General features: G+C 72.2%; 21 protein-coding genes and 2 riboswitches. Of the genes, 12 read left to right on the top strand and 9 right to left on the bottom strand.

Annotation, left to right across the window (positions count from 1 at the left end):
- Positions 1-25: 25 nt before the first annotated feature.
- The 3 genes from LNW72_RS34895 to LNW72_RS34885 form a co-directional block, all read right to left on the bottom strand.
- Positions 26-544, bottom strand: coding sequence for a flavin reductase family protein (locus LNW72_RS34895; RefSeq protein ID WP_250979033.1), 519 nt, complete (start codon positions 542-544; stop codon positions 26-28).
- A complete protein-coding gene (locus LNW72_RS34890) occupies positions 541-2,625 on the bottom strand; it encodes a tetratricopeptide repeat protein (protein ID WP_250979032.1) in 2,085 nt (694 codons plus the stop codon). Before LNW72_RS34890 ends, LNW72_RS34895 begins: the two co-directional genes overlap by 4 nt.
- A gap of 129 nt (positions 2,626-2,754) precedes the next feature.
- Entirely contained in the window at positions 2,755-3,957 is a 1,203-nt protein-coding gene (locus tag LNW72_RS34885) for a hypothetical protein (RefSeq protein ID WP_250979031.1), read from the bottom strand.
- Between the two features lie 638 nt (positions 3,958-4,595).
- On the opposite strand from LNW72_RS34885, the gene LNW72_RS34880 reads away from it, so the two are divergent.
- The 3 genes from LNW72_RS34880 (at position 4,596) to LNW72_RS34870 (ending at position 7,180) form a co-directional block, all read left to right on the top strand.
- Complete coding sequence (locus LNW72_RS34880; RefSeq protein WP_138352587.1) at positions 4,596-5,012, top strand: helix-turn-helix domain-containing protein; 417 nt, start codon at positions 4,596-4,598, stop codon at positions 5,010-5,012.
- Positions 5,013-5,168: 156 nt separating this feature from the next.
- Positions 5,169-5,747 (top strand): ParH-like protein, encoded by a 579-nt coding sequence (locus LNW72_RS34875; protein WP_250979030.1) that lies wholly within the window; start codon positions 5,169-5,171, stop codon positions 5,745-5,747.
- Positions 5,744-7,180 carry an MAB_1171c family putative transporter gene (locus LNW72_RS34870; protein WP_250979029.1) on the top strand — a complete coding sequence of 479 codons (1,437 nt, stop codon included), beginning with the start codon at positions 5,744-5,746 and terminating at the stop codon, positions 7,178-7,180. The genes LNW72_RS34875 and LNW72_RS34870 overlap by 4 nt, the downstream gene beginning before the upstream one ends.
- A gap of 76 nt (positions 7,181-7,256) precedes the next feature.
- Here LNW72_RS34870 and LNW72_RS34865 read toward each other — a convergent pair whose 3' ends face one another.
- The 4 genes from LNW72_RS34865 to LNW72_RS34850 form a co-directional block, all read right to left on the bottom strand.
- The gene (locus LNW72_RS34865; RefSeq protein WP_250979028.1) at positions 7,257-9,344 is read right to left on the bottom strand and encodes an APC family permease; all 2,088 of its coding nucleotides are present in this window, start codon (positions 9,342-9,344) and stop codon (positions 7,257-7,259) included.
- 119 nt (positions 9,345-9,463) lie between these two features.
- Entirely contained in the window at positions 9,464-9,871 is a 408-nt protein-coding gene (locus tag LNW72_RS34860; protein ID WP_138352546.1) for a (2Fe-2S) ferredoxin domain-containing protein, read from the bottom strand.
- A 111-nt stretch (positions 9,872-9,982) separates the two neighbouring features.
- Positions 9,983-10,765: a CbtA family protein gene (locus LNW72_RS34855; RefSeq protein WP_250979027.1), complete on the bottom strand. Its 783-nt coding sequence runs from the start codon at positions 10,763-10,765 to the stop codon at positions 9,983-9,985.
- A gap of 15 nt (positions 10,766-10,780) precedes the next feature.
- Positions 10,781-11,002 (bottom strand): CbtB domain-containing protein, encoded by a 222-nt coding sequence (locus tag LNW72_RS34850; RefSeq protein ID WP_138352543.1) that lies wholly within the window; start codon positions 11,000-11,002, stop codon positions 10,781-10,783.
- Positions 11,003-11,266: 264 nt separating this feature from the next.
- Between LNW72_RS34850 and LNW72_RS34845 the strand changes: the two genes are divergently transcribed.
- Entirely contained in the window at positions 11,267-11,839 is a 573-nt protein-coding gene (locus tag LNW72_RS34845; RefSeq protein WP_250979026.1) for a histidine phosphatase family protein, read from the top strand.
- 97 nt (positions 11,840-11,936) lie between these two features.
- Here the strand turns inward: LNW72_RS34845 and LNW72_RS34840 are convergent, their stop codons facing one another.
- A complete protein-coding gene (locus LNW72_RS34840; RefSeq protein ID WP_250979025.1) occupies positions 11,937-13,400 on the bottom strand; it encodes a hypothetical protein in 1,464 nt (487 codons plus the stop codon).
- Between the two features lie 101 nt (positions 13,401-13,501).
- Positions 13,502-13,644, bottom strand: a riboswitch (cobalamin riboswitch).
- Positions 13,645-13,711: 67 nt separating this feature from the next.
- Positions 13,712-13,841, top strand: a riboswitch (cobalamin riboswitch).
- 106 nt (positions 13,842-13,947) lie between these two features.
- Between LNW72_RS34840 and LNW72_RS34835 the strand changes: the two genes are divergently transcribed.
- The 7 genes from LNW72_RS34835 to LNW72_RS34805 all read left to right on the top strand — a co-directional run bounded on the left by LNW72_RS34835 (position 13,948) and on the right by LNW72_RS34805 (position 23,967).
- On the top strand, positions 13,948-16,719 hold the full coding sequence (locus tag LNW72_RS34835) for a prenyltransferase/squalene oxidase repeat-containing protein (RefSeq protein ID WP_250979024.1): 2,772 nt from the start codon (positions 13,948-13,950) through the stop codon (positions 16,717-16,719).
- Positions 16,719-17,711, top strand: a complete 993-nt coding sequence (locus LNW72_RS34830; protein WP_250979023.1) for a hypothetical protein — start codon at positions 16,719-16,721, stop codon at positions 17,709-17,711. The genes LNW72_RS34835 and LNW72_RS34830 overlap by 1 nt, the downstream gene beginning before the upstream one ends.
- The gene (locus tag LNW72_RS34825) at positions 17,708-18,937 is read left to right on the top strand and encodes an energy-coupling factor transporter transmembrane component T (RefSeq protein WP_250979022.1); all 1,230 of its coding nucleotides are present in this window, start codon (positions 17,708-17,710) and stop codon (positions 18,935-18,937) included. Before LNW72_RS34830 ends, LNW72_RS34825 begins: the two co-directional genes overlap by 4 nt.
- Complete coding sequence (locus LNW72_RS34820) at positions 18,934-20,625, top strand: ABC transporter ATP-binding protein (protein ID WP_250979021.1); 1,692 nt, start codon at positions 18,934-18,936, stop codon at positions 20,623-20,625. Before LNW72_RS34825 ends, LNW72_RS34820 begins: the two co-directional genes overlap by 4 nt.
- Before the next feature lie 56 nt (positions 20,626-20,681).
- On the top strand, positions 20,682-21,470 hold the full coding sequence (locus LNW72_RS34815; protein WP_250980429.1) for an ECF transporter S component: 789 nt from the start codon (positions 20,682-20,684) through the stop codon (positions 21,468-21,470).
- Positions 21,471-21,635: 165 nt separating this feature from the next.
- On the top strand, positions 21,636-23,027 hold the full coding sequence (locus LNW72_RS34810) for a S53 family peptidase (protein ID WP_250979020.1): 1,392 nt from the start codon (positions 21,636-21,638) through the stop codon (positions 23,025-23,027).
- Positions 23,028-23,208: 181 nt separating this feature from the next.
- On the top strand, positions 23,209-23,967 hold the full coding sequence (locus tag LNW72_RS34805; RefSeq protein WP_250979019.1) for a GAF and ANTAR domain-containing protein: 759 nt from the start codon (positions 23,209-23,211) through the stop codon (positions 23,965-23,967).
- A 61-nt stretch (positions 23,968-24,028) separates the two neighbouring features.
- On the opposite strand, the gene LNW72_RS34800 is transcribed toward LNW72_RS34805, so the two are convergent.
- Positions 24,029-25,006: a LuxR C-terminal-related transcriptional regulator gene (locus LNW72_RS34800; RefSeq protein WP_239069621.1), complete on the bottom strand. Its 978-nt coding sequence runs from the start codon at positions 25,004-25,006 to the stop codon at positions 24,029-24,031.
- A gap of 714 nt (positions 25,007-25,720) precedes the next feature.
- Between LNW72_RS34800 and LNW72_RS34795 the strand changes: the two genes are divergently transcribed.
- On the top strand, positions 25,721-25,942 hold the full coding sequence (locus tag LNW72_RS34795; RefSeq protein WP_138352537.1) for a hypothetical protein: 222 nt from the start codon (positions 25,721-25,723) through the stop codon (positions 25,940-25,942).
- Positions 25,943-25,945 lie beyond the last annotated feature (3 nt).

Here is a 25,945-nt window from a genome sequence, read left to right as displayed (position 1 = left end):
CGGCGTCCGGCCGGTTGATACCTGTTCAGGTCGATTCCGGGTCGGGACCGCGATGGAAACGGCCGTCGAGGAAGAGCAGCGGCGCGCCGGGTTCCGCGTGGTGGTCGAGCACCTCTCCGATGAGGACGAGATGGTCCCCGGCGGGGACGATGCGGTCGCGGCGGCAGATCAGGGTGCCGATCGTGCCGTCGAGGAGCGGTACCCCGTAGGGTCCCGGCCGGGTGGCGAGGCGTTCGAAGCGGTCGCCGGGGCCGGCGAAGCGGGCCGCCAGTTCGCGCTGGCCGGCGGCGAGCAGGTGCACGGCGAAGTGCGGGGCGGCGGTGAAGGCGGCCCGGTGGTTGGACGCGCGGTTGAGGCACCACAGGACCAGCGGCGGGTCGAGTGACAGGGAGGTGAAGGAGTTGACCGTCAGTCCGGCCGGGCGCCCCCGGCGGACGGTGGTGACGACCGCCACGCCGGTGGCGAAGCGGCCGAGCACCGACCGCAGCGGCCGCTGCCGCTCGCGTACCGCCTCGTCCGCCGTCACCGCTCCGTCCGCGCTCATCGCGCGGCTGCCGCCTTGCGCCGGCAGGTGTCCAGCGCCTCGGTGATGTCGGAGTCGTCCGGTGCCAGCCCGGCGGCGATCTCCAGGTCGGCGAGGGCCTCTTCCCAGTGGCCGGTGTCCTGGTGGACGAAGGCGCGGTTGTAGCGCAGCGCGGGGTCGTCCGGCTGCAGTTCCACGGCGTGGCCGAGGTCGAGGGCCGCGGTGTCCAGTTCGCCCATGTCGTAGGCGAGGGCGGCGCGTCCCGACAGTGCCGTGATCATGTCCGGGTCGGCGGCGAGCGCACGGTCGAAGGCGGCCCGGGACTCCTCGAACTCCTCGCGCTCCGCGTGCACCTGGCCCAGGACCGCGTGCAGATAGGGGTTGTCGGGCTCGTGGCCGAGGCCGGTGTTGGCGTCCTGCTCGGCCGCGTCCAGCTCGCCCGCCTCCAGCAGCAGACCGGCCCGGTTGACGTACGCGTCGACGAATTCCGGGACGAGTTCGATGACATAGCCGAAGTCGGCGAGTGCGCCCTCGGTGTCGCCCTCGTTGAGCCGGAGGTCGCCGCGGTTGTAGTAGATCTCCGGGAACGGCGGGGAGAGCCGCATGGCCCTCGCGTAGTCCTCGAACGCCTCCTCGGGCCGGCCCAGCCGGCGCAGGATGTTGCCGCGTTCCAGGTAGTGCTCGGCGTGGTTGGGGTCCTCCCGGATGACGATCGCGTAGTCCGCGAGGGCCTCCTGGATGCGGCCGAGGCTGAGGTAGACCCGGGCCCTGTTGTTCTTGAGCACCGAGCGGTGCAGGACGTGCTCGTCCGGGCCGAGCAGCTCGTCGAGGCTGCTGATCGCCTCGTCGACCAGCCGCAGCGCCTCGGTCGGCTCACCGAGGTTGACCTCCACCAGGGCCAGGCCGTTCTTGTAGAAGGCGCTCTGGAAGGCCCGGTCGCCGCGGTTCTCGATGAGTGACGCGGTGGCGATGGCGGAGTTCAGCCAGGCCTTGGCCTTGAACTCGTCGCGGTCCTCGGGGTCGTTGTGCCGGGTGTAGAGCATGGCCGTGTTGTAGGCGGCGGCCATGTGGACGGCGGGCTTGACGGAGTTCAGCCGGGCCTGGTCGTCCAGCTTCTCGGCCTCGTAGGTGCGGCCGAGGATGGAGAGGGAGAGCGTCACGCCCTTGGTGAAGGCCCACCAGCGGTCGTGTTCCGTCCTGGGGTCGACGAGCGCCAGTCCGCGCCGGCCGTAGTCGACGCACGCCTCGTAGAAACCGTTGCACAGGCTGTGGTCCATGGCGTGGAAGACCGCGGGCACTCCCGCGCCGCCGGGATCGGAGCCGTGCTCCAGGTGGTGGGCGATGGCGCCGAGCCGGAGCGACTCCTCGTCCCGTTCGGCGAGTTCGGCGGCGCGCCGGTCGTGCAGCAGCGCCCGCGCCGCGGGGTCGAGTGCCTCGTAGGCCGCGAGCGGCGCCGGCTCGTCGGTGGTGCAGTCCGTGGCGACATAGGCCCAGGCGTCGGCGGGCCCGTCCGCCGCGGCGGACGGGTGGACTTCGGTGACCTGGGCGCGGGCGGCGAGGACGGCGAGCAGGGCCTCGTCGGCGGGTCCGGTGCCGCCGCTGCGGACGACGACGGTCAGGTGCGTGGGGTCGATCCGGCGGACCAGTGCGGTGAGGAACTCCAGGTCGGTGGCCTCGGCCCGGTCGGCGTTCTCCACGACGAGGACGCGCGGCCCGTCGGCGGCCAGACCGTCGCGGACGAACTCCACCAGGCCGTTGGAGATGCGCGTGGTGCGTAGCCGGGCGTAGTAGCGGGTGCGCTCGGCCGGGAGCGCCATGGAGGTCAGCGTCTCGCGGGAGTTGGGGACGACGGAGCGGAGGTCCGGCGCGGCGGAGAGCAGTTCGATGTCGTAGCGCTCGACCAGCTTCCGGTCGCGGAGCAGGACGTCGGGCACCATGGCGCGTACGAGGGTCCCGGCGGCGGTGTACGGTCCGCGCAGTCCGCGGTGCGCGTTCACGACCATGACCGGTCCGGCCGGCAGGCCGAGCCGTTCCATGGCGGCCTCGCGGTCCCGGACCAGCCCGCCGCGGACCCAGTGGTGAGTGGGGACAACCTCGTTCATGCGGACTGCTCCTCTGCGTCGCGTCGTACGGCGTTCCGGTGGGCTGCGGCCGGGTTCCGGCCGCGGTTGGTGCGGGCGCGGTTGGTGCGGGCGCGGTCCGGTCGGGCCGCCCATGCTTCGGGCCGTGGTTCAGCCGGCGGTGGCGGGGGTGCGGCGGCGGTAGCCGCGGACGGCGAGGATGCCCGCGAGGATCAGCTCGCCGAAGTTGAGGATCAGGAAGACCGTCACGTCCAGGACGTTCAGCGGCGAGATGTCGGAGAAGAGCTTCCTGACGGCCATCTCGGTGATCCGGATCGCGGCGGGGACGACGGCGGTGACGAGCAGTCCGGTGAGAACCGCGTAGCCGGTGACCATCAGCCAGACGTACCAGCGGGCGACCTCACGGTCGCGCGGGGTCCAGGTCTCCGCGTCCACGATCTTGTCGCGCCGCCCGATCAGGCCGTAGAGCCGGTTCTGCAGCATGCCCTTGGCGACGGTCTGCAGATCGTTGCAGCCCAGCACCGTGGTGGCGAGGTAGTACAGATCGGTGCGCAGGAAGAAGTAGAACTGCCAGGCGAACCGGAGCAGGGTGCCGAAGGCCATCGCGAGCAGGAAGCGGCCCAGGAATCCGGCGAAGCCGTCGGAGCCGGCCAGGGGCACCGCGGCGAGCGTCAGCCCGGTGACGACCAGGACGTCGACGAGCATGCCCGCGAGCATCGGCAGGTAGCGCTTGCGCCGGGGTACGGCGACGAGTCCGTCCAGCTTGGTCAGGAAGACGACGTAGTAGAAGCGCCGGCCGATGCTGAGGGAGGAGTTGAGGCCCAGTCTGCGTCCGGCCAGTGCGTGGTAGGACTCGTGCAGCAGGATCCACGGCGCCTGGCCGAGGACGTTGCCGAGGGCGAGCGCCACCAGGGACGAGCTGGTGAAGAAGATGTTGTGGTAGGTCGGGACCACGGCCGGTTCACGGAACATGGCGACGATGCCGGCGATGAACAGCAGTCCGTACAGCACCCAGGCCACGGGAGAGAAGAGCGCCCGGCCGAGCCGCTGCCAGCGCACCGCGCCCGCCTCGGCGACCTCCTCGCCGTCCGGCACGAGCAGTTCGAAGGCCTCGAGGACTTCGAGGAATTCCACCATGTCGACGGTCTCGCCGTACTGGGTGTTGTACCAGCGGGCGGCGTCGTTCGGGGTCTCCCCGGTCTCCAGGCGGCGCAGCAGCGCGGCGCCGTCGGCGGGGAAGAGGCCGTAGGAATCGATGTCGGCCCGTCCCACGGTGACCTCGTCGCCTTCCTCGAGGAAGGTCAGCGGGTACAGCCTCAGGGGTCGGTCGAGGTCCACTGCCGCGGCGTCCATCACTACCTCACTGTCGCTGGTCCGCAGAAGTGCCGGTCCGGGCCGCGGACACCGTGGCCCGGACCGGCTGGAGCTCCGCGAGCCGCGGCGGACCGGTCTCGACCGGCTCGCCGCGGCTCGGAAGTGATGGGTCAGGCGAGGACGGGCGTGCCACCGCAGTAGCAGGACGTCGCGGCGGAGGTCAGACGGACGGTGCCGGCCTTGCGGACAACGATCTTCTTCATGTTGTGCTCCTTTTCGGTGATGTGACGCATCACCGGACGCGGTCGCGTCCGGCGCTCCCGGCAGCCGGGAGGGTCTGTGTGGCGCAAAGGAACAGAGACTGATGTGAATGAGTTTTGCTCCCTCATTCATCTCCGCTGACAGGCTGGCACGCGTCCCCCCGGCCGTCAACAGTCGGACACGGCGTACATCTGACAGGACGACGGATCGGATGTCAGGCCAACAATCGCTGGTTTCAAGCCAGTTGGGGATGCCTGTGCGACCCGGCGAACATGCACCCGGTCTCCACAGCCAAGGCGGTCAGAACCGGCGGGTCACCAACTAAGATGCGTGAGACGCAGAGCGGACCCCACCCGCGCTTACCACAGGCGATACGCAGGGCACTCGACCAAGGGAGGTATGCGGTGCCTGATCCGATGTCCGGCACCCCGACGCTCGCGGACAAGATCGACCGGCTGTTCGACGTCGTCCGCGGCCCGGACCACACGCCGTACACCCACGAGGAAGTGGCGCGGGCGTGCCGCGAGGCCACCGGGGAGAGCTTTTCAGCCACTTATTTGTGGCAACTGCGCACGGGCCGAAGGGACAATCCGACCAAACGTCACCTTGAAGCACTGGCTCAATTCTTCCAGGTGCCGCCGATGTATTTCTTCGACGACCAACAGAGCGCTCAGATCGCGCAGGAGCTCCAGCTCCTCGGGGCGCTGCGGGACGCAGGAGTACGCGAGGTGGCGTTGCGCGCGGTCAACCTGTCGCCCGAGGGCCTCGGCACCATCAGCGACATGATCGAAGTCATTGCCCGCAGAGAGGCGGGATTGCGCCGCGCCGACTGATATCCACTGGTCCACCCCTGGGCATAGGATCGCTCATCGCTCATATCGCTCATGAGCGGTTGCTGATCGTTGTGCGGTGCCTTGCCCGGGGAGGGTCTTATGGGGGACTACGCGGAACAGCAGAACAAAATGTTGTGGCGGCGATGTCGGCGAACCGTGGCGGCACTGCCACTGCCACGGCCGTTCGACGCCACCCGCTTCACCGACGCACTGGCGGAACAGCGGGGCCGGCCCCTGGTGCTGGTGCCCTTGCCTCCACACGCGTGCACACCCTGCGGCATGCTGGTGACCACCGACCGGGCCGACTACATCGGCTATCCGACCAGCACCAGCGCCCTGCATCAACAGCACATACTGCTGCACGAGGTGGGACACCTCGTCTGCGGCCACACCGGCGTCGCGCACCTGGGCTCCTCCGCGTCCCGGGTGCTGCTGCCGCATCTGTCGGGCGAGCTGGTCCGGCGGGTCCTGGGGCGCAGCGTCTACTCCGACGCCCAGGAGCAGGAGGCCGAACTCATCGCCTCGCTCGCCCTGCACCGGCCGGCCCGCAAGGTCAGGCGCTCACGTGACGCCTGGTTCCCCGCGGAGGGCAGCCTCGACATCGCCGAGGCGTTCGCCCGGCTCGGGCCGATCGTCGGACTCGCCGGCGCCGCCCCGATCCGGACCACCGCGGTCGTCGGCCCCTTGCGCACCCTTCCCGGTCGGACGTTTCCCGGTCCGGGGACCGTTAGGTGACCGACGCGGTCGCCTTGACCGGCTGCGTGATCGTCCTGGCGGGCGTCTGCTGGAAGCTCCTCACCACCCGGGGCGCTCCGACCGGCACTCCCGTACGCCATCTGTTCGGCTGCGCGGTGTCCATGGGGAGCGCGCTCGCCGTCCTCGCCCCGGCGACGACCCGGCTGGCGGGCCGGGCGGGGCCGTTAGCGCTGTGGACCGCGCCCGCGGGACAGTGCTGCAATCTGGCGGCGATGGCGTTCCTCGCGCTGGTCGCGCGCTCGGCGGGGACCGGGCCGCACAGCCGTACGGCGGTCCGCCGGCAGCTCACCGGCACGTCGGTGGTCATGGTCGCCAGCCTGGTCACGTATCTCTGTGCCGGGGTGACCCGCGACGGCCGGGACCTGGTCGCGGCCACCGGGCGCGAGGGGTTCCTGGCGGCGTACAACACCCTGCTCACCCTGCACACCGCCTGGTGCCTGGCGGTGTTCGTCGTGCTGATCCACCGCTGCACCCGGTACGTCCGTTCGCGGCTGCTGCGCGGCGGGCTCGGGCTGATCACCGCGAGCGCGGCCCTGGGGCTGCTGTGGACGGTGTGGAGTCTGGGCGATGTGCTCTCCGCGCTGGGATCCGGCCGTGAGGACGGCTGTGAGAGCACGGTCTCGGCGCTGGCCGGCATGGTCTGTCTGGCACTGGGGCTGGGCGGGACGATGTCCTCCGCGTGGGGGCCGCCCCTGGCGGCCCGCGTCCGGCGGGGACTGGTCCGGCTGCGGGCCTGGCACGGCTACCGCTGGATCGGCCCGCCCTGGAGCGCGGCGCACGACGCGGCCGCCGAGTTACGGGACCGGCTGCCGAACGGGCGGGCGCTGCCCACCCCGGCCGGCTGGCTGCGGGCCTGGCACGGCTACCGGCGGATCGGTCCGCTGTGGACCGCGATGCACGCCGCGCTGCCGGAGATCGCACTGGCCGGGCCCGCTCTGCGGCTCGGCCGCATCCTGCCGCTCGGCGCCCAGTTCGCGCTGTACCGCCGCATCATCGAGATCCGGGACGGGCACCTGGCGCTGCGCCCGTACTTCCATCCTGAGGTCGCGGCCTGGACCGCCGAGGCGGAGGGCTCTGGCCTCGACGCGGCCTCGGAACGGCTGGCGCCCATCGTGGAGGCGGCGACCATCGCCGCGGCTCTGGAGGCCGCCCGCTCGGGACGCATATCCACCCCGGGCGGTTGTGAGGGGTACGTACCGCCGAAGGTCCGGGCGAGCGTCGAGGCCGAGACGGCCTGGCTCATGCAGGTCTCGGACGCCTTCATCGGCTCCCCCGCCGTCGAACGGGTCCGCTGCCGGGTCAGGGCCGGCCTGGTCGACGGCCGCGCGGCCGACGGATTCCCGGCCACCGGCGGCCCGGTGACGGCCCGCGCGGCGTTACAGGACCGGGGTGTGTCCATGCCCCCGGACTGAGACAACTCCCCTGGACCGAGACGGCTCCCCGGACTGCGAGGCCCCCGGACCGAGGGGACTCCCCGGGACCCGCCGTTCAGCGCGGGTCGCCGGGGCGCGGCGGCTCCTCCCGTCCGCTCTCCGGTTTGCCCGCGGCGGCGCCGACACCGGCCCGGAGAACCGGGTCGGGTTCGCCGCGGCGTACGGATCCGGGGGCGCGGCGGGTCGGGCGGTGCGGCCTGAGCTCGGTTGAACTGAGCTGCCAGGGCACGCTGATGACCATGACACCGGGAGTGAAGAGCAGCCGGCTCTTGAGCCACAGCGCGGACTGGTTGTGCAGCCCGTTCTCCCACCAGTGCCCGACGACGTACTCGGGGATGAACACGCTGACGATGTCGCGCGGGCTGGCGCGGTTCAGCGACCGTACATATCCCACGACCGGCCGGGTGATCTCCCGGTAGGGCGACGCCAGGGTCTTGAGCGGCACCTGCATGTCGAAGGTGTCCCACGCGGTCTGCAGCGCCTTCGTCTCGTCGCGGTCGACGTCGACGGTGAGGGCTTCGAGGGTGTCGGGGCGGCAGGCGCGGGCGTAGGCCAGGGCCCGCAGCGTCGGTTTGTGGATCTTGGAGACCAGCACGATGGCGTGCACCCGGGCCGGCAGCGCCAGCTCCTCCGCCGGTTCGGTGACCGCGAGCTCGGCGGCGGTTCTGTCGTAGTGCCGCCGGATGGCGCGCATGTTCACCCACAGGACCACCGCGGCGATCACCGCCAGATACGCGCCCTCGGTGAACTTGGTGATCAGCACGATCACCAGCACCAGACCGGTGACGAACGCCCCGACGCCGTTGATCACCCGTGCCGTCCGGTGCCGGCGGCGCTGGGCCCGATCGGTCTCGGTGCGCAGGGCACGGTTCCAGTGCCGGACCATCCCGGTCTGGGAGAGCGTGAACGAAGTGAAGACGCCCAGGATGTACAGGTGGATGAGGTTGGTGACCGACGCGTGGAACGCCCACAGCAGGGCGCCGGCGACGACGGCCAGTGCGACGATGCCGTTGGAGAACGCGAGCCGGTCGCCGCGGGTGTGGAGCTGACGGGGCAGGTAGCGGTGCTGTGCCAGGATCGACGACAGCAACGGGAAGCCGTTGAAGGCGGTGTTGGCGGCCAGGACCAGTACCAGGGCGGTGGCAGCCTGGATGAAGAAGAAGCCGAAGCTGTGGTCACCGCCGAAGATCGCGGAAGCCAGCTGGGCGATGACGGTGCGCTGCGGAGTGGTCGCGCAGTCGCCCGTGATGCCGGTCAGCCGGCAGGTGTCGTCGGTGATGTGGACGTCCGAGATCATCGCGAGCGCGGTGATGCCGGAGAACATCACCACCGCGATCGCTCCCATCGCGGTCATCGTGGAGGCCGCGTTACGGGACTTGGGCTTGCGGAACGCCGGCACACCGTTCGAGATCGCCTCGACACCGGTGAGGGCGGTGCAGCCGCTGGAGAACGCCCGCAGCCCCAGCATCAGCAGCGCGAACCCCGCGAGGTTGGTGTCGCCCGGCTCCGGGGTGATGCCGTACGCGGCGGACTCCGCCACCGGGGCGTCGCCCACCAGCCAGCGGAACAGCCCCGTCGCGCACATGATCAGCACGCCCGCGATGAACAGATAGGTGGGAGCGGCGAACGCCCGCCCCGACTCCCGTGTCCCCCGCAGGTTGATCGCCGCCAGCAGCGCGACGAAGGCGACCGCCATCACGGTCCGGTACTCGTTGACGGACGGGATCGCGGAGATGATGTTGTCGACGCCGGAGGCGACGGAGACCGCGACCGTCATCACGTAGTCGACGAGCAGCGACGCGGCCACCACGAGCCCGGCGGACGGGCCCAGGTTGGTCGCGACCACCTCGTACGACCCGCCACCGGACGGGTAGGCGTGCACGACCTGCCGGTAGGACAGCACCACGACGGCCATCAGGCCGACGACCGCCATCCCCACCCACGTCGTCAGGTGCAGATACGCCAGCCCGCCGAGGGTGAGCACCAGCAGGATCTCCTGCGTGGCGTACGCGACCGACGACAGCGGGTCCGACGCGAAGATCGGCAGCGCCAGCCGCTTCGGCAGCAGCGTCTCCTGCAACCCCTCACTCGGCAACGCCGGGCCGATCACCAACCGTTTGACCGCATCCACGATTCTCGCCACGCGGGTGAGCGTAAGGGCAGGCCAGGAGTCTGGATCAGCGCCGCGCGGCGGCTCCGGCCCCCGTGGTCCGGGCGGCCCAGTGCCCCCGCGCCGCGGCGCGCCCGGCTCGCGACGGAAGGTCAGCGGCGCCGGCGCAGCGGGGTCGCGCGCCGCGGACTCACGATCTGGAGGGCGAGGGAGGCGGGCGGTTCGGTCTCGCCGGGGCCGCCCGAGGCCACCCAGGCGAGGATGTCGTCGGTGGAGCCGTCGTCGGTGGCGAAGCCGATCCATACGGCCCGGCCGCCCTTGCGGCGTCCTTCGGCGGACGGCTGGACGACCACGATGTTCGCCTGGTCGCACGGGCCCAGACAGTCGGTGGTGCGCAGCGCGAGCCGGCCGCCGGAGTCCGCGGCCGCGGCGCTCAGCCGGTCCAACTGCCGCTGGTGGTCGGTGCCCGGGTGCTTGCTCGCATTGCCGCAACAGCACCCCCGGCACACCACCAGGGTGCAGGGCCGTGCCGCGTACGGCGTGGGAAAGGGGGCGGTCACGCGGACTCCTTCGGCTCCGTGCCGGGTCCCGGCACGGCGCGGCGCGACCGACAGCCCGCCGGGGCGGGCCCCGGCGGGCTGTCGGTCGTGTCGGGTGGGCGTCGGTCGGTGTCAGCCGGCGGAGGCGGCCGTCCGTGCCGCCGTCTTGCTCTCGCTGTTCGCCTCCGCGGCCTCGCTCTTGGCGGGCCGGGGGGTGAGTACGCGCTCGGCGAGGTAGCCGAACGTCAGGGCGAAGGCGGTCCACAGGGTGAGTTGGATGGCCACGGCCGCAAGGCGGAACTGCCACAGGAGCGTGGCGGAGAAGTCCGCGGGCACTTCGTTGATCGCGGGCAGGAAGGCGTAGGCCAGCCCGATGGCGACCAGATACGCGACACCGGCCACGACACTGGCGTACCAGGCGGTCAGTCGCGGTGCCAGGCGCTTGCCGAGGATGACGGCGGCCACCGCGAGCAGCACGCTCAGCGCGATCATGAGGAAGTACAGGGTGGTGCGTTTACCGATGGTCTCCGGGTCGCCGATCGACGGCGGGTTGGCCGGATACTTCAGGAACGGCACCACGTAGACGGTGAGCAGCGCCGCGCCCGAGATGAGCGCGGCGGTCGCCCGCGGGGTGAAGCGGCCGACGCGTCCCAGGGCGAAGCAGAACGCGAGGGCCGCGATCCCGCCCAGCGAGACGCCGAAGATCAGAACGCCGGTCGCCAGTCCCGCGGTGGACTGCAGGGAGCGGCTGACGATCTCCATCTCGTGTTCGTGGGAGTGGGAGTCCTCGAAGGCGATCGCCGCGTCGACCCTCGGTTCGCCCATGAGATAGGCGACGACGAGGGCGAGCAGACCGGCGACGAGCCCGGCGAGCATCCCCCGGACCAGCAGGGAGCGCACAGTGGTGGAGTTCATTGGAGCGGCTTCCGATCAGTGGCAGGGGAAGCCGAGCAGGTGGCGTCCGTCGTGGACCCACTCGTGAACGTCCGATCCGGCGACCAGGGACGTGGCGCCCTGCTCCGCACCGACGAAGTACAGCAGAACGAGCGCGAGCATGCCGAAGAAGACCGCCCAGGGCAGGATCGCCTTCAGCGGCAGCGGGGTGATGGGTAGAGCCGGACTGGCGGCCGCGGGTGCAGCGGACTGGGCCATGGCAGTGCCTCCTCGGGAACACGCGTCCCACTTGGTGGTGCTGTTGACGAAGGTGCCGGGTCTGACTTACCGGGGTGAGCCGGTTTCACAGTGGCGCGACCGTGCCGGATTTTCACCGTGCTTCCGTCACACCGTCGTCGGGTCGGGCTGAACCGTACCGTGAAGCGACACCCGCGGCCAAGGGCGTGCACAAAGGCGATACGCGCCAACCTGCGACGATGTGTTCCACTGCGGGGCCGGTGTGACAAGGGAGGGGTAGCGGGGATGACGGTGCGTGTGTTCTTGGTCTCGTCGGCGGAGAGCGAGGCCTTCGAGGAGGCACGGTTCGACGACGGAACCAGCCCGCTGACCGACGCCGGAGCACGCCGGGCGCGCGCGGGCGCGGCCGAACTGCCGGGCGCGACCGCGTACTTGACCGCCGCGTCGGAACGCTGCCGGCGGACCGCGGAGCTCCTCGGCGTCACCGCAGGGGAGCAGCCGGCCTTGCGAAACTGGGACATGGGCCGCTGGCGGGGGCTCCGGCTGGACGAGGTGTCGGCCGCGGAGCCGGCGGCGGTGGCCGGCTGGCTGTCGGACCCCGCCGCGGCCCCACACGGCGGCGAATCGCTGGCGGAGCTCTGCGAGCGGGTCGGCGGCTGGCTGGACGGCGGGGCGCCGGACGGCGGGCGGGTGCTCGCGGTCGTGGAGCCCGCGGTCGTACGGGCGGCGGTCGTGCACGCCGTCGGCCTGCCGCCGCAGGCGTTCTGGCGCCTGGACGTCCTGCCGCTGACGGTCACCGAGCTCGTCGGCCGCGCCGGACGGTGGAACCTGCGGTGCGGGCGGCCGTTGGCGGGGTGACCGGCGCGCACGCACCGCGGGTCGCGGTCGTCAGGGGTTGAGTCGTCCTTGAGCCGTCAGGACTCGAGTCGTCAGGGCCTGCGTCGTCAGGGGCTGATCAGACGCCGTAGCGCAGCGAGATCGTGTCACCGACGTTCACGACGGTGGCCCGGGTCGCGGTGGCCGCCGCTGCGCCGTCGATGCCGACCTTCCAGGTGTTGCTGCCCGCGTTCGTCACACCGTTGACCTCGGTGACGGTCCCGGTGCCGGAGGTCGGCGTCCTGCTGGTCACGCAGCCGCCGGGGGTGGAGGACGCGAGCGCGGCGTCGAGGACCGCGCCGAGGGTCGAGGTGGTCCCGGTGGGCGTGATGGTCACCGAGCAGACCTTGAGCGCGCCGGCGCCGGTGTCGACGATCAGCGCGAGCTTGCTGGCGGTTCCGCTGGTGAAGGTCGTGGTGCCGACCCACTTCGGGGCGCCGACCGTGAGCGGGGTCGGCGGCACGGCCGTGAAGCCGGCCCCGCCGACGGCGCGCAGGGCGTCGATGGAGGAGTAGGCGGTCGGGGAGGTGTCGGCCGGCTGGTACTTGAAGCCGCCGCCGGGGTTGAACTGGTTGGCGAGGAGGAAGTCGATGGGCGTCTTGCCCGCCGGCGTGGTGAAGTCGGAGCCCTGGGCGTTGAATCCGCAGGCGTTGAGGCCCGAGACGGCCCAGCCGTTGGAGTCGGTGTTGGCGCCGAACATGGCGTTGAACGCGCCGGTGGCGTTGACCAGCTTGCTCTTGAGGAAGTTCTTGCCCGCCACGACGGCCGCGTCGGTGTTCGCGACGCCGCTGACGCACAGCGACGCGATCGCGGCGCCGGTCATGTCGATGTCGCTGGCCGCCGCGAGCTGGGTCGGGTTGCCGGCGGCCTGGCTGAAGTTCCAGCCACCGTCGTTGTGTTCGTTGGCGCGCACCACGGTGATCGACGCGTTGAGCAGGCTCTGCGGCACGCGCTGGACGCCGGCCTGCGTCCTGGCGCCGCCGAGGGCGAGCAGCCCGAAGACCGTGCCGTTGAAGTTGGCGGGCGGACCGTAGGAGCCGGGTGAGGCGGTCTGCCAGTAGGAGACGACGTCGGCTATCAGGTTGCGTCCGACGGCGACGCGGGCCGGGTCGATGCCCGCCGCGTTGGCGTTGAGGGCGGCGCGCTGGTAGTCGGTGGCGACCGGTGAGGCGCTGGGCCAGGACGGGGCCGAGAGCTGGTTGCGGTAGACGGTGCGCGCGTTCTTGGTGACGTCGCCGCCGGGCGTGACGTCGACGGCGGCGGTGCCGGCGGCGGCCAGCGCGCTGAACGCCCACTCGTTGGAGAGACCGCCCGGCGTGACGTAGCTGCCGTCGGCGGCCTGCAGCGACTTGAGGTAGTTGACCCCGTTGGTCTTCGAGGTGGCGATCTGCGCCGGGGTGGAGGTCGCCTCGGAGGGCGTCGAGGCGAGCAGGAGCGCCCCGACCGCCAGCGGCAGGCCGAGGGCGACGGTACGGCGTGACCGTCTGCCGAAGCGGGAGAGCGGGCCGGACGAGAAGGTGCCGGACGAGAGAGGGCCGGACATGTGTGGACTCCTTGGGTGGAGAGCGCCGAACGCGCCCCGCACCGAGGTGTCTGCACCCACCGCCGCCGGGGCGGCCGCCGCCCGATCGCGTGGACAGGCTTCCGCTGTGCTGCGACACCGGCGGGTACTCGGGCTCGGAGCGGTGATCACCGCCCACACCGTTGCGCGTCAGCCCTGGAGTCGCACCAGGTTCCCCCACGCGGTATCACCGTGACGGTAGCGCACCGGAAACGCGCCGGCGGCCTGTCGCCGTACGTGATTCACCGGACACGAGCGGGCGTTGACCGGCCATGCGCCATCATGGTCTGATAAACCGCTTTACAACTTCAGACGCTTCAGAAGCCAGGGGAAGCCCGGTCGAATTCCGGCACTGACCCGCAACCGTAGATCCGCCGAAAGGCGGATGAGTCGGACTACCTGCACTGAAGCCGCATCATCACGAGCGCCGTCGAGGTCTACGGCGCGGATATCGCGGTGCCCCCTGGTCGCCCGGGGAGTGCCCGGCCTCCGTGCTCAGGCTTCCCGCCGGCCGACAGGGGAGCCACCGATGAACACCCACGCGGATCCGCGCGGACGCGGACGACAGGGCCTCGTGTCCCTGATCGTGTCCGCCTTCCTGGTACTGGCCACCGCCGGCGTCACGCTCGTGTCGTCCGGTTCGCCGGCCAGTGCCGACCCGGTCGGCGACTGCACGGCGACGAGCGGCGCGATCGTCGCGGTGGACTTCGGCCACTGGGGCGGCTCCGTCGTCCGCGGCTGCGACGCCCACCCCACCACCGGGATGAACCTGCTGCACAACGCCGGGTTCAGCACCACGGGCACGGTCCACGACGGACCCGGCTTCATCTGCCGCATCGGCACGGCCGGCTTCCACGGCGGGGACCAGTATCCGACGGCCGCGGAGGAGGGCTGCCGGACGACTCCGCTGCCCTCCGCCTACTGGTCGTACTGGATCGCCCCTCCGGGCCAGGACACCTGGACGTACAGCCCGCTGGGCGCGCTCGGCGATGTGCCGAAGGACGGCGAGGTAGAGGCCTGGGTGTTCGGCGCCACCGACGTCGGCGGCACCAGCGGACAGCCCGCGTTCACCCCGGACTCCGTCCGCGCGAAGAACCCCGGCGGCGGCACCCCGACCACCACGCCCCCCACCACCACTCCCACCACCTCGCCGTCGGGCTCGAACCCGCCGGCCGCCGAGGGTGCGGCCGCCGGAGCGCAGTGGCTCGTCGAGCACCTCACCGACGGCGACCACGTCCAGAACGAGGCCGCCGGCGAGATCGACTACGCACGGACCGTGGACACCGCGATCGCGCTGGCCGCTGCGGGCGGCCAGGATCCGGCACTGACCCGGATCGTCGCCTTCCTGTCCGCGCACGTCACCGAGTACGCGTACGCCGACGGCCCGGCGGTCCCGCCGCGCCCCGGCGCGATAGCCGGCCTCGCGCTGATCGCCGAGATCACCGGCGCCGATCCGCAGGCCTTCGGCGGGCACAACCTCCTCACCGCGCTGACGGACAACGTCTGCACCGCCGCCGGGAGCCTCGGCAACTGCTCGGCCGCGGGCGACTTCTACGGGGCGTACTCCCCGACCACCGACGCCCTCGCCGTCCTGGCGCTGGCGCGCGGCGGGGTCACACCCCCGGCCGTCTCCGTGGCCCGGGTGGAGCAGATGCAGTGCACCAACGGCGGCTTCGCCGGCTCCATGATCCTCCCCGGCGAGCGCTGCGACGCGGAGCCCGGCACCACCGGCAGCGTGATCGTGGCACTGGCCAGGGCGTCGGGCGCGGACGCGCCGGCGGTCGCCAAGGCGGGTGCGTACCTGCTCGGCGCACAGCAGGCCGACGGCGGCTGGATCCCGTACGAGGGCGCTCCGGGCGCCGAGACCATCAGCACCGCGTTCGACACGCAGGCGCTGACCGTCCTCGGCCCGAAGGACCGGGCCGCCGCGGCGCGGAACTGGATCTCCGGCCGGCACACCGCCGACGGCGGCTTCAGCACCGACGCGACCGCCACCGAGGCGGATCTGTTCGCGACGACGCAGGCCGTCATCGCCCTGTCCGGCGCGAACCTCGGCACCCTGCACCACGATCCGGCGGGCACCTCCCCGCCGACGAGCCCGCCGACCACGGCTCCGCCGGGCACCTCCCCCGACCTGGTCAAGGGCGTGGCGTACCTGGTCGCACCGGCGCGGCTGATCGACGGCCACTACTACGAGGCGTTCGCCGGTTCCGGGTTCGCCGACTTCGGGCTCACCATCGACGGCGCCTACGCGCTGGCGGCGGCCGGCGGCAACGACGCCGCGCTCCTCAAGGTCGTGGACTTCATCGACCGGCAGGGCAAGGACGGCTCCGGCCGGACCGTCAACGACTGGACCGGTATCGGGACGGAGTACGCCGGCGGCGGCTCCCTCGGCAAGGAGGCCCTGCTGGCCGAGGCGACCGGCCGTGACCCGCGGACGTTCGGCGGCCACGACCTGATCGCCGCGCTGGACAGGGCCGTCTGCGCGAAGGCCTCCGGCGGCACCGACCGCAGCTGCGCGGCCGCGGGCAACTACACCTACGCCACGTCGGTCTTCTCGCAGTCGCTCGGGATCATCGCGCAGCTGCGGGCCGGCGACAAGGTGAACGCGGCCACGCCGATCACGTACCTGGAGAGCCTGCAGAACACCAAGGGCGCCTGGCCGAGCCTGATCCCGGCCACCGGCGACTCCGATGTGGACAGCACCGCGATGGCGGTCATGGCCCTGTCGATGGTCCCCGGTGACGCCGCCGCGGACGCGGTCGCCAAGGGCATCGCCTGGATCGCCACCCAGCAGAAGGCGGACGGCGGGTTCCCCGGAGCGGCCGGCGACTCCACCAACTCGGCGGCCCTGGCGATCCAGGCGCTGCGGCTGGGCAAGGGCTCCTCCACGCCTCCCGCCGCCGACGCGCTCACCTTCCTTTCGAAGCGGCAGAACAAGGACGGCGGCTTCGACGTCGCCGCGGAGGGCCAGAAGGGCTCGGATCTGCGGGCCTCGACGCAGGCGGTCGGCGGCGCCACCGGCATCTCCTTCGGCAGCCTGCTGCGGGATCTGAGCAAGGTCCCCAGCCCGAGCCCCACCCCGTCCACCAGCGCTCCGGCCACCGGTACCGCCGGGGCCAACGGCGGCACCGACGCGGGCGGTTCGGATGACCCGTCGCCGGGACAGGGCGGGCTGGCCTCGACCGGACTCGACGCACAGCGGCTCACGCTGCTGACACTGATGCTGCTGCTGGCCGGGAGCGGAGCCGTCGTCATGGCCCGCCGCCGCCGTTCCACGGCCGAGGGGAGTCACCGCTGATGCGCCACGTCATCCGGTTCCACCGGACGGACCGACCGGGCCGACCGGGCCGCCTCGGCCGTCTGCTGGGCGCCCTGGGCCTGACCCTCGCCGTCGCGCTCGCCGGGGTCGGGGTCTCCGCGGCCCCGGCGGCGGCGACCGCGCTGCCGATCGGGCAGTGCACCACGTCCTCCGGCGTGATCCTCGCCGTCGACTTCAGCCACTGGGGCGGGCCGCTGCTGCGCTCCTGCGGAACGACGCCCACCACCGGTTACACCCTGCTGAACCAGGGCGGCTGGCAGACGACCGGCACCGGACACGACGGTCCCGCGTTCATCTGCCGGATCGGGTACAGCGGTTACCAGGGCGGCACCCGCTACCCGACGCCGTCGCAGGACTCCTGCGTGCTCACCCCGCCGGCCAGCGCCTACTGGTCCTACTGGCACGCCGACCCCGGCCGGAACACCTGGTCGTACAGCCAGCTCGGCGCGATGAGCTACCACCCGGTGGCCGGCAGCGTGGATCTGTGGATCTTCGGTGGCACGGACATCGGCGGCACCCAGGGCCGTCCGACGTTCTCGCCGGACTCCGTCCGGGCCCACAACACTTCCCCGGCCGGCACCGCGACCAAGCCGCCGGCACCGTCCGGCGGCCAGGCGCCGCCGGCCACCCAGCCGGCAGGCCGGCCGCCCAACGGCGGTGGCGGCGGCGGTACGACGACCGCCCCCGGCGGCGCGCCGAGCGGCGCCCCCGCGCGCGGCGCGCCCGGATCCCCGGCCGCCGGCACGCCGACGGGCCCGGCCACGTCCGCCGGGACCGCCGCTCCCACCGGTCCGTCCTCCGCCGGTGCGACCCCGTCGGGCAGGGCCCCGCGGATGGTCGACGCCGAACCGACGGCGGCGGCCGGGCACTCGACGGGTTCGGTGGTGCCGGGCGTCATCACGGGGGCACTCGTGGTGCTGCTCGGCGGGACGACGGTGATCGTCGCCCGGCGTCGCCGACGAGCGCGATGAGCGGGGTCCCGCTCTCCGTGGAACCGTCCTCCGGCTCCGCCCCGCGCCGCGCGCCGGGCGGGGCCGGCCGTCGGCTGCCGCGCCTGCTGCACCCGGTGGCGTGGTGGATCTGGGCGATCGGGCTGGCCACCGCGGTCAGCAGGACCACCAATCCGCTGCTGCTCCTGCTGGTGCTGGCGGTGCTGGGTTTCGTGGTCACCGCCCGGCGCACCGAAGCGCCCTGGGCGCGGGGCTTCAAGTACTACCTGTGGCTGGCGCTGACGGTGGTCGCGATCCGGGTGGTGTTCCGCTGTGTCTTCGCGAGCGGCATCACCCCCGCCGACCACCTGCTGTTCTCGCTCCCCCACATCCCGACCCCCGCCTGGTACGCCGGGATCCAGATCGGCGGCCCGGTCTCGCTGGAGGCCACGCTGTCCGCGGCCACGGACGGCCTGCGGCTCGCGTGTCTGCTGTGCTGCATCGGGGCCGCGAACACCCTGGCCAACCCGAAACGGGCGCTGCGGGTGCTGCCGGGCGCGCTGTACGAGCTCGGGGTGGCGGTGACCGTGTCGATCAGCGTCGCCCCCCAACTCGTCGACAGCGTCCAGCGGGTGAGCCGGGCCCGGCGGCTGCGGGCCGGCCGGGCCAAGGGGTTCCGGGCGCTGCGCGGTATCGCCATTCCGGTGCTGGAGGACGCCCTGGAGCGTTCTCTGCACCTGGCGGCGGCCATGGACTCCCGGGGCTACGGCCGCGCCGGCACGGCGACCCGCGCTTCGCGCCGGGCCACCGGGGCGCTGATGCTGCTGGGCATGTGCGGGCTGTGCGCGGGCGTCTACGGGCTGCTCGACGGGACCGCGCCGAAGGCGCTGGGGCTGCCCGCACTGCTCGTCGGCTCCCTGCTGTGCTGCGCGGGCCTGGCACTGGGCGGCCGGCGGGTGCGGCGGACGAGCTACCGGCCCGACCCCTGGCGGCTCGCGGAATGGATCGTCGCGGGCTGCGGTCTGGCCTCCGCCGTCCTGCTGTTCACCACCGCCGGCTACAGCGCGGCCGAACTCAATCCGTCCCTCTACCCGTTGAGCTGGCCGACGCTGCCGGCCGTCCCCGCGGTCGCGGTCCTGATCGCCGGCGTCGCCGGGGTCGCGGCGCCACCGCCCGGCCGCGCCCCGGCCGGCCCCCGGACGACCGCCGCCGCCACGGAGCCGTCCCGGCGGACCGACCGTGCCACTCCTACCGAGGTGACCCTGTGATCCGCTTCGACCAGGTCAGCGTCACGTACGACGGCGCGCCCGCCCCTGTCCTGCGGGAGGTGGACCTGCGGATCGAGGAGGGTGAACTCTGCCTCGTCGTCGGGCGGACGGGTGCGGGCAAGTCCACGCTGCTCGGCACCGTCAACGGCCTCGTGCCGCACTTCACCGGCGGCACCCTGGCCGGCCGGGTGACCGTCGGGGGCCGGGACACCGCGCACTTTCCGCCGCGTGAACTGGCGGACGTCGTCGGCGTCGTCGGGCAGGACCCGCTGGCCGGGTTCGTCACCGACACCGTCGAGGAGGAACTCGCCTACGCGATGGAGCAGTTGGCGGTCCCGGCGAACGTGATGCGCAAGCGGGTCGAGGAGACCCTGGATCTGCTGGGGCTCGCCGAGCTGCGGCACCGGGCCCTGCACGAGCTGTCCGGCGGCCAGCAGCAGCGGGTCGCGATCGGATCGGTGCTGACCGCGCACCCCCGCATCCTGGTGCTGGACGAGCCCACGTCCGCGCTCGACCCCACCGCGGCGGAGGAGGTGCTGGCCGCGATCACCCGGCTGGTGCACGATCTGGGCGTCACCGTCGTGCTGGCCGAACACCGGCTGGAGCGCGTGGTGCAGTACGCGGACCGGGTCCTGCACCTGGCGGGCGACGGCACCGTCTCCGACGGGCTGCCCGCCGCGATGTTCCGCACCACCATCGTGGCGCCGCCCGTCGTGGAGCTGGGCCGGCTGGTGGACTGGCGGCCGCTGCCGCTGTCCGTACGGGACGCCCGCCGGGCCGCCGGGCCGCTGCGCGAGCGCTTGGACGGGATCACGGTCCCGCCGGCGAGATCGTCCGCGCCCGCGGGGTCGGGGGAAAGTCCCGCGCTCACCGCGCGCGGCGTCGTGGTGCGGTACGGCGACGTGGTGGCCGTCCGCGAGGTCGATCTGGACCTGCTGACCGGCCAGGTCACCGCTCTGATGGGACGCAACGGCTCCGGCAAGTCGTCCCTGCTGTGGGCGCTGCAGGGCTCGGGTCCCCGGCAGGGCGGCACCGTGGACGTCGCGGAGGCCCCGGCCGGCCGGGACACCGCGCCCGGCCGGCGCACCGGGTCCGGCAAGCGGGGACGCGACCCCAAGCACGTGTCCGCGGCGGCCGCACGGCGGCTGGTGGGGCTGGTCCCGCAGACGCCGACGGATCTGCTCTATCTGGAGTCGGTGGCCGGTGAACTGGCCCAGGCCGACCGTGAGTCTGCGGGCGCGTCCGTGCTGACCGCCCGTGAGCTGCTGGACCGGCTCGCGCCGGGCATCGCGGACGACACGCACCCCCGGGACCTGTCGGAGGGGCAGAAGCTCTCCCTCGTGCTGGCGATCCAGCTGACGGCCGCGCCCCGGATCGTACTCCTGGACGAGCCCACCCGGGGCCTCGACTACCAGGCCAAGAAGGCCCTGACGGGCATCGTGGACGCGCTGGCGGCCGAGGGGCGCAGCGTCGTGATCTCCACGCACGACGTGGAGTTCGTGGCGGCCGCCGCCGACCGGGTGGTGGTGCTCGCGGAGGGCGAGATCGTCGCGGACGGTCCGACCACCGAGGTGATCGTCGCGTCCCCGGCCTTCGCGCCGCAGACGGCGAAGATCCTCGCCCCGCTGGAGTACCTCACCGTGGGCCAGGTCGACGCGGCCCTCGCCGGTCCCGCGGTGACCTCGTGACGGCCGGCCCGCTGACCGCGGGCCCGCGGGCGGGCCGCCGCCGGGTCGCGGTCCGGATGCCCGCGCGGGCCGTCGTGGTCGTCACGCTGGCCGCCTTCGTCGGCCTGGTCGCGTTCCTGTGGCCGTTCGTCGTCGCGCCGGGGAAGTTCGGCTCCTCCTACGCCCCGCCGCTGATCTTCGGTGTGCTGCTGGTGCTGGTGCTGGCCGTGGTGCTCTCCGAGATCGCCGACGGCGGCATCAACTCCAAGGCGCTGGCGATGCTCGGGGTCCTGTCGGCCGTCAATGCCGCCCTGCGCCCGCTGGGCGCCGGTACGGCCGGCGTCGAGACCGTCTTCTTCGTCCTGGTGCTGGCCGGGCGGGTCTTCGGCCCCGGTTTCGGTTTCACCCTCGGCTGCACCTCGCTGTTCGCGTCGGCCCTGATCACCGGTGGTGTCGGGCCGTGGATGCCGTACCAGATGTTCGGCTGCGCCTTCGTGGGCATGCTCGCCGGGCTGCTGCCGAAGGCCGGCCGGCGCGTCGAGGTCCTGCTGCTCGCCGGGTACGGGGCACTGTCCGGCTATCTCTTCGGCTTCCTGCTGAACCTGTCGTTCTGGCCGTTCTCGGTCGACCCCAACAGCTCGATCGCCTATCTGCCGGGGCTGCCGTTCACCGAGCAGTGGCACCGCTACCTGGCCTTCGACCTCGCCACGTCGCTGGGCTGGGACACCGGCCGGGCCGTCACCAACTTCCTCTGCATCCTGGTCGCGGGACCCGCCGTCCTCACCACGTTCCGGCGCACCGCCCGGCGGGCCAACTTCGAGGCGCCGGTCCGCTTCGATCCGGTGGCGGACGACGGGGAGCGCTGAGACGCCAGGGACAGCGGAGGCCGCCCGGGTAATGGCTCCGCAAAGTTATCGGCTCCCAGGTAAAGCCGTCGGCAGTAATCCGCCAACACGCTTGTCCTGCTCATGATGTACGGATGTGATCACGGCAGCCGCCCAGCGCGGCCCGACTCCACACAAGGAGGATCCATGCCCAGAGTTCGTCCGCGGCAGCGTGCCGTGGTCGCAGCGGCCGGGGCCACCGCCCTCACGGCCGCAGCGCTCATATCCGCCCCGCTGTCAGGGGCCGCCACCGCGGCACCCGCCGCCAAGGCCCCGGTGGCCAGGGTGGTACCGGCCGTTGAAGGGCACCAGCTGGTCCGCGCCGCCGACGGCCCGCTCAGCATCGAGCAGTGCCAGGCCAAGTGGGGGATCAACTGCTACACCCCGACCCAGTACCGGCAGGCGTACGACCTGAACCCGCTGTACCGGGCCGGCATCACCGGCAAGGGCCGCACCATCGTCATCGTGGACTCCTTCGGTTCTCCGACGATCCAGCACGACCTGGACGTGTACAGCCACCAGTTCGGCATCAAGAGCGCTCCGGTGCAGGTGGTCAAGTGGGGCAACGTCCCGCCGTGGGACGCCACCAACCCGGACATGACCGGCTGGGCGGGCGAGTCCACGCTGGACGTGGAGATGGCGCACGCCGTGGCGCCGGACGCGAAGATCATCCTGGTGGAGACGGCGGTCGCCGAGACCGAGGGCGTCGTCGGCCTGCCGGAGATGATGGACGCCGAGAAGTCACTGATCGACCGCGGCATCGGCGATGTCATCTCGCAGAGCTTCGGGGCGACCGAGAACACCTTCCCCGGCTTCGAGCAGGGCGACTTCTCGAGCATCGAGAAGCTGCGGTACGCGTTCAAGGACGCGGCCAGGCACGGGGTGACCGTGCTGGGGTCCTCCGGTGACAGCGGTGCCACGGACTACATCGAGGACGGCAGCGCCGACTACCCCTACCAGGTCAACTCCTGGCCGTCGTCGGACCCGCTGGTCACTTCGATCGGCGGCACCCAGCTGCACCTGAACGACGCGGGCAACCGCACCGCGCCGGACAGTGTCTACAACGACTACGGCGCCGGCGGCGGCGGCCGGTCCCACGTCTTCGGCCGCCCCGCGTACCAGAACGGGGTGAAGGGCATCGTCGGCGACCACCGCGGCACGCCGGACATCTCGATGGCCGCGGCGGTCGACGGGGGCGCCTGGGTGTACTCCAGTTACGACCCGACGTCGGTCGGCTGGGGCGTCAACGGCGGTACGAGCGAGGCGAGTCCGCTCTTCGCGGGCATCGTGGCGCTGGCCGATCAGCTCGCCGGCCACCGGGTGGGCGACATCCACAGCGCGCTGTACACGCTGTCGAAGCAGGCCCCGCACAGCCCGTTCACCGGCGTCGTGGACGTCGCGGACGGTACGAACAACACCTATGACGGTGTTCCCGGCTATACCGCGGTCAAGGGCTACGACATGGCGACCGGCGTCGGCACCCTCGACGCGGCCCGCTTCGTCCCGGCTCTGGCACTGCAGAGCTGGCTGCACCACTGACCGAACGGCACTTTCCGGCCGCCGTCGTACCTCCGGGTACGGCGGCGGCCGTCCGCATGCCGTGCCGGACAGCGGGCAGCCGCCCGGTGAATGCCGTGGCGTGCGGGCCTCCGAGCTGGGACGCTGGCCGGGGGCGTGCGGATCCGGGGCCCTGAGCACCGCGAGGAAGGCGGCACGCATCATGTCCTCCACGCTGCGGGAGGTCCGGCTGGCCGATGCCTTCCTCGCTCTCTCCCAGGACCTCGACGACCGTCAGGACGGCGTCGGGCTCCTGCAGCGACTGGCCGACCACACCGTGGACCTGTTGGACCTCGACGCCGCCACCGTTCTCGCGCAGGGCCAGGGCCCGGCCGGTGACCACTCCCTGCACACCGCGGCATCCGCCGCCGACCCGGCCGGCACCGAGGCGGTGGGCCGGCTGGCACGGATCCAGCTCGACCAGGGCCAGGGGCCCGGCCACGACGTCCTGCGGTCCGGGACACGGCTGGCCGAGACACCGCTGAGCCGGCCCGTGCACCGCATCCGCTGGCCGCACTTCACCGGGCAGGCGCTGGCCTGCAAGTTCACCACACTCGCGGTGATCCCGCTGCGCCGCGCGGACCGCACCCAGGGCGCCGTGGCACTGTTCCACCGGCGGGCCGGCACGCTGACGCCCGCCGTCCTGGACCTCGGCCAGTCGCTCGCCGAAGCGGCCGCCATCACGCTCCGGCACCGCAGCGCCCTGGCCGAACAGCAGGCACGGATCGGCCAGCTGCACAACGCGCTCGACAGCCGCATCGTGATCGAGCAGGCGAAGGGCATCCTCGCCGAACGCCACCACTGCAGCCCCGACGACGCCTTCGCCCTCCTGCGCCGGCACGCGCGCAGCCATCAGCTGCGGCTGGCCGAACTCGCCGAGCGCATCATCAACGAACCGGCGGGGCCGGAACCCGGACAGTGAGGGGCGCCGGCCGCGGTCACCCCGCTCTCGCGTTCACCCCGCCGCGGTCACCCCGCCGCGGTCACTCGACGGGCACCGCGTTGATGTCGACCCCGAGCGGGGCGGGCGTGCGGGCGCCGAGCCAGCCCATCGCCGCGATCTGCACCCCGGCCTGGAAGCGGCTGCGGGCATCCACACGGGTCATGAGGTCCGCCATCATGCGACGGATCGTGCGCAGCGAGACGCCCAGCCGCTGCGCGGCACGTTCGTCGGTGAGACCGCACGCGAGCAGCCGCAGCAACTGCCGTTCCTGGACGGTGAGTCCGGCGGGATCCCGGGTCGGCGTCTCGCCGAGCGCCCGCGCCTGGTCCCACACCTGCTCGAACAGCGCCCGCAGCGCCGCGATGACACCGGGGCTGTGCAGCAGCACCGCGCCCTTGCGCGGGTCCTCGGGATCGACGGGGACGACGGCCGTCCGGCCGTCGACGATGATCATGCGCAGTGGCAGGGTGGGCGTGGTGCGGACGCTGCCGCCCAGTTCGCTGAGCCACCGCGCGTACTGCACCGTCGCCGGGTCGTTGCGCACGCTGTCGAGGTAGACGGTCCGCATCCGTACACCGCGGTCCAGCGTCTCCTGGTCGAGGTCGCGGCTGGCCTCCATGACATGGGCCGGCTGCGGTCCGCCGGGAGCGAAGGAGAGCACCTCCCCCGCCGCGTCCGCCGCCAACTCCTCTAGCCGGACCCGCACTTCACTCAGGTCGCAGAGGATCTCGACACCGGAGGAGCTGCTGGCCGGCCGCGTCGTCGCGAACTCGGTGATCAGACTGGCCATCGCGTTGCGACTGCGGTCCATCTCGTTCTGCCTGCGCTGTGCCTCCGCTTCCTGCCGTGCGAGCATGGCGGCGAGCCCCAGCTCCGGATTGACGGCACGCCAGCGCCCGGTCGGTCCTGCCGGGCGGACCAGCGCGAGGTCGGCGAGCTGGTCCAGCGAACCGCGTATGGCTTCCACCGACTGCTCCAGCAGGTCGGCCACGTCGGGGATGTCCAACTCGGGATGCATGAGCATCGTCCGATAGACCCCCTCGGCCACCGCATCAAGAACTAGCCGTTCTCCCACCTGGTACCCCCCGAGCTCCCCTGGGTGGTCAGACTGCGACGCACCCGCCCGTGACAAAAACGCCGTCGAGGAACACCCCGCTGAAGGTGTTCGACGATCGACTCAGGGCGTCAGCGTAGCGGTGCAGCAACCTTAGGTGAGGGCTTCGGAAGCTCCGATTCTGCGGAAAACGCGTGGCCGGGCGGGGTGCGCGGACATATCGATCGCGAACGGGCCACGGGCGCGCGGTAAAGACGCAGTTCAGAACGTTGTAAGGGGAACCCTTTCTACCGGTCCCGCAACCCCTGTCCACCGCCGGTGTCACCTTCCTGCCATGCGCCATTGACGGCCTGCTGTACGGAGGTTGGCGCGGGCATGTGTGACAGATGATGTTCATGGGGTGGCAGTGATGCCAGGGATGGTTGAGACGTCACGGCTGTTCGAACGGCCCGGCCGGTGGCCGGAGCTGGCCCGAGGGTGCCAGTGCAGCTTGGTGACAGCTCCGGCTACTGACAGCCGGGGCAGCCGGGGGCCACTCTCATGGTGTCGGAAGAACGGCACGGCAGCCGGACCTTCCGAAGCGCGGAACACCAGCACCACCCACCGGTTTCACACCGGTTCTGCCATGACCCCGGCGGGAGTCCGGGATCCCCACGAACGGAAGGCTCGGGCATTCCTATGCGCAAGCTCGCGGTATCCATCGCCTCTGTCGCTGTCATCCTCGGTGCGTCCGTCTCCGTGGGGAGCTCACTGGGCGCCGCGTCCCCCGCCACCGCTCCCGCCCACTCCGTCAGCGTCGTCGCCGACGGCCCCACGCCGGCTCCGACGCCCACCCCGGCGCCCACCCACCCGCCGGTCGAGCCCGACCCGACGCACCCGGACACCTGGGGCTGGGGCTGAGCA

It is taken from the genome of Streptomyces sp. RKAG293 (assembly GCF_023701745.1).
Classification (GTDB): domain Bacteria; phylum Actinomycetota; class Actinomycetes; order Streptomycetales; family Streptomycetaceae; genus Actinacidiphila.
This window is presented reverse-complemented; position numbering and strand designations above follow the sequence as displayed.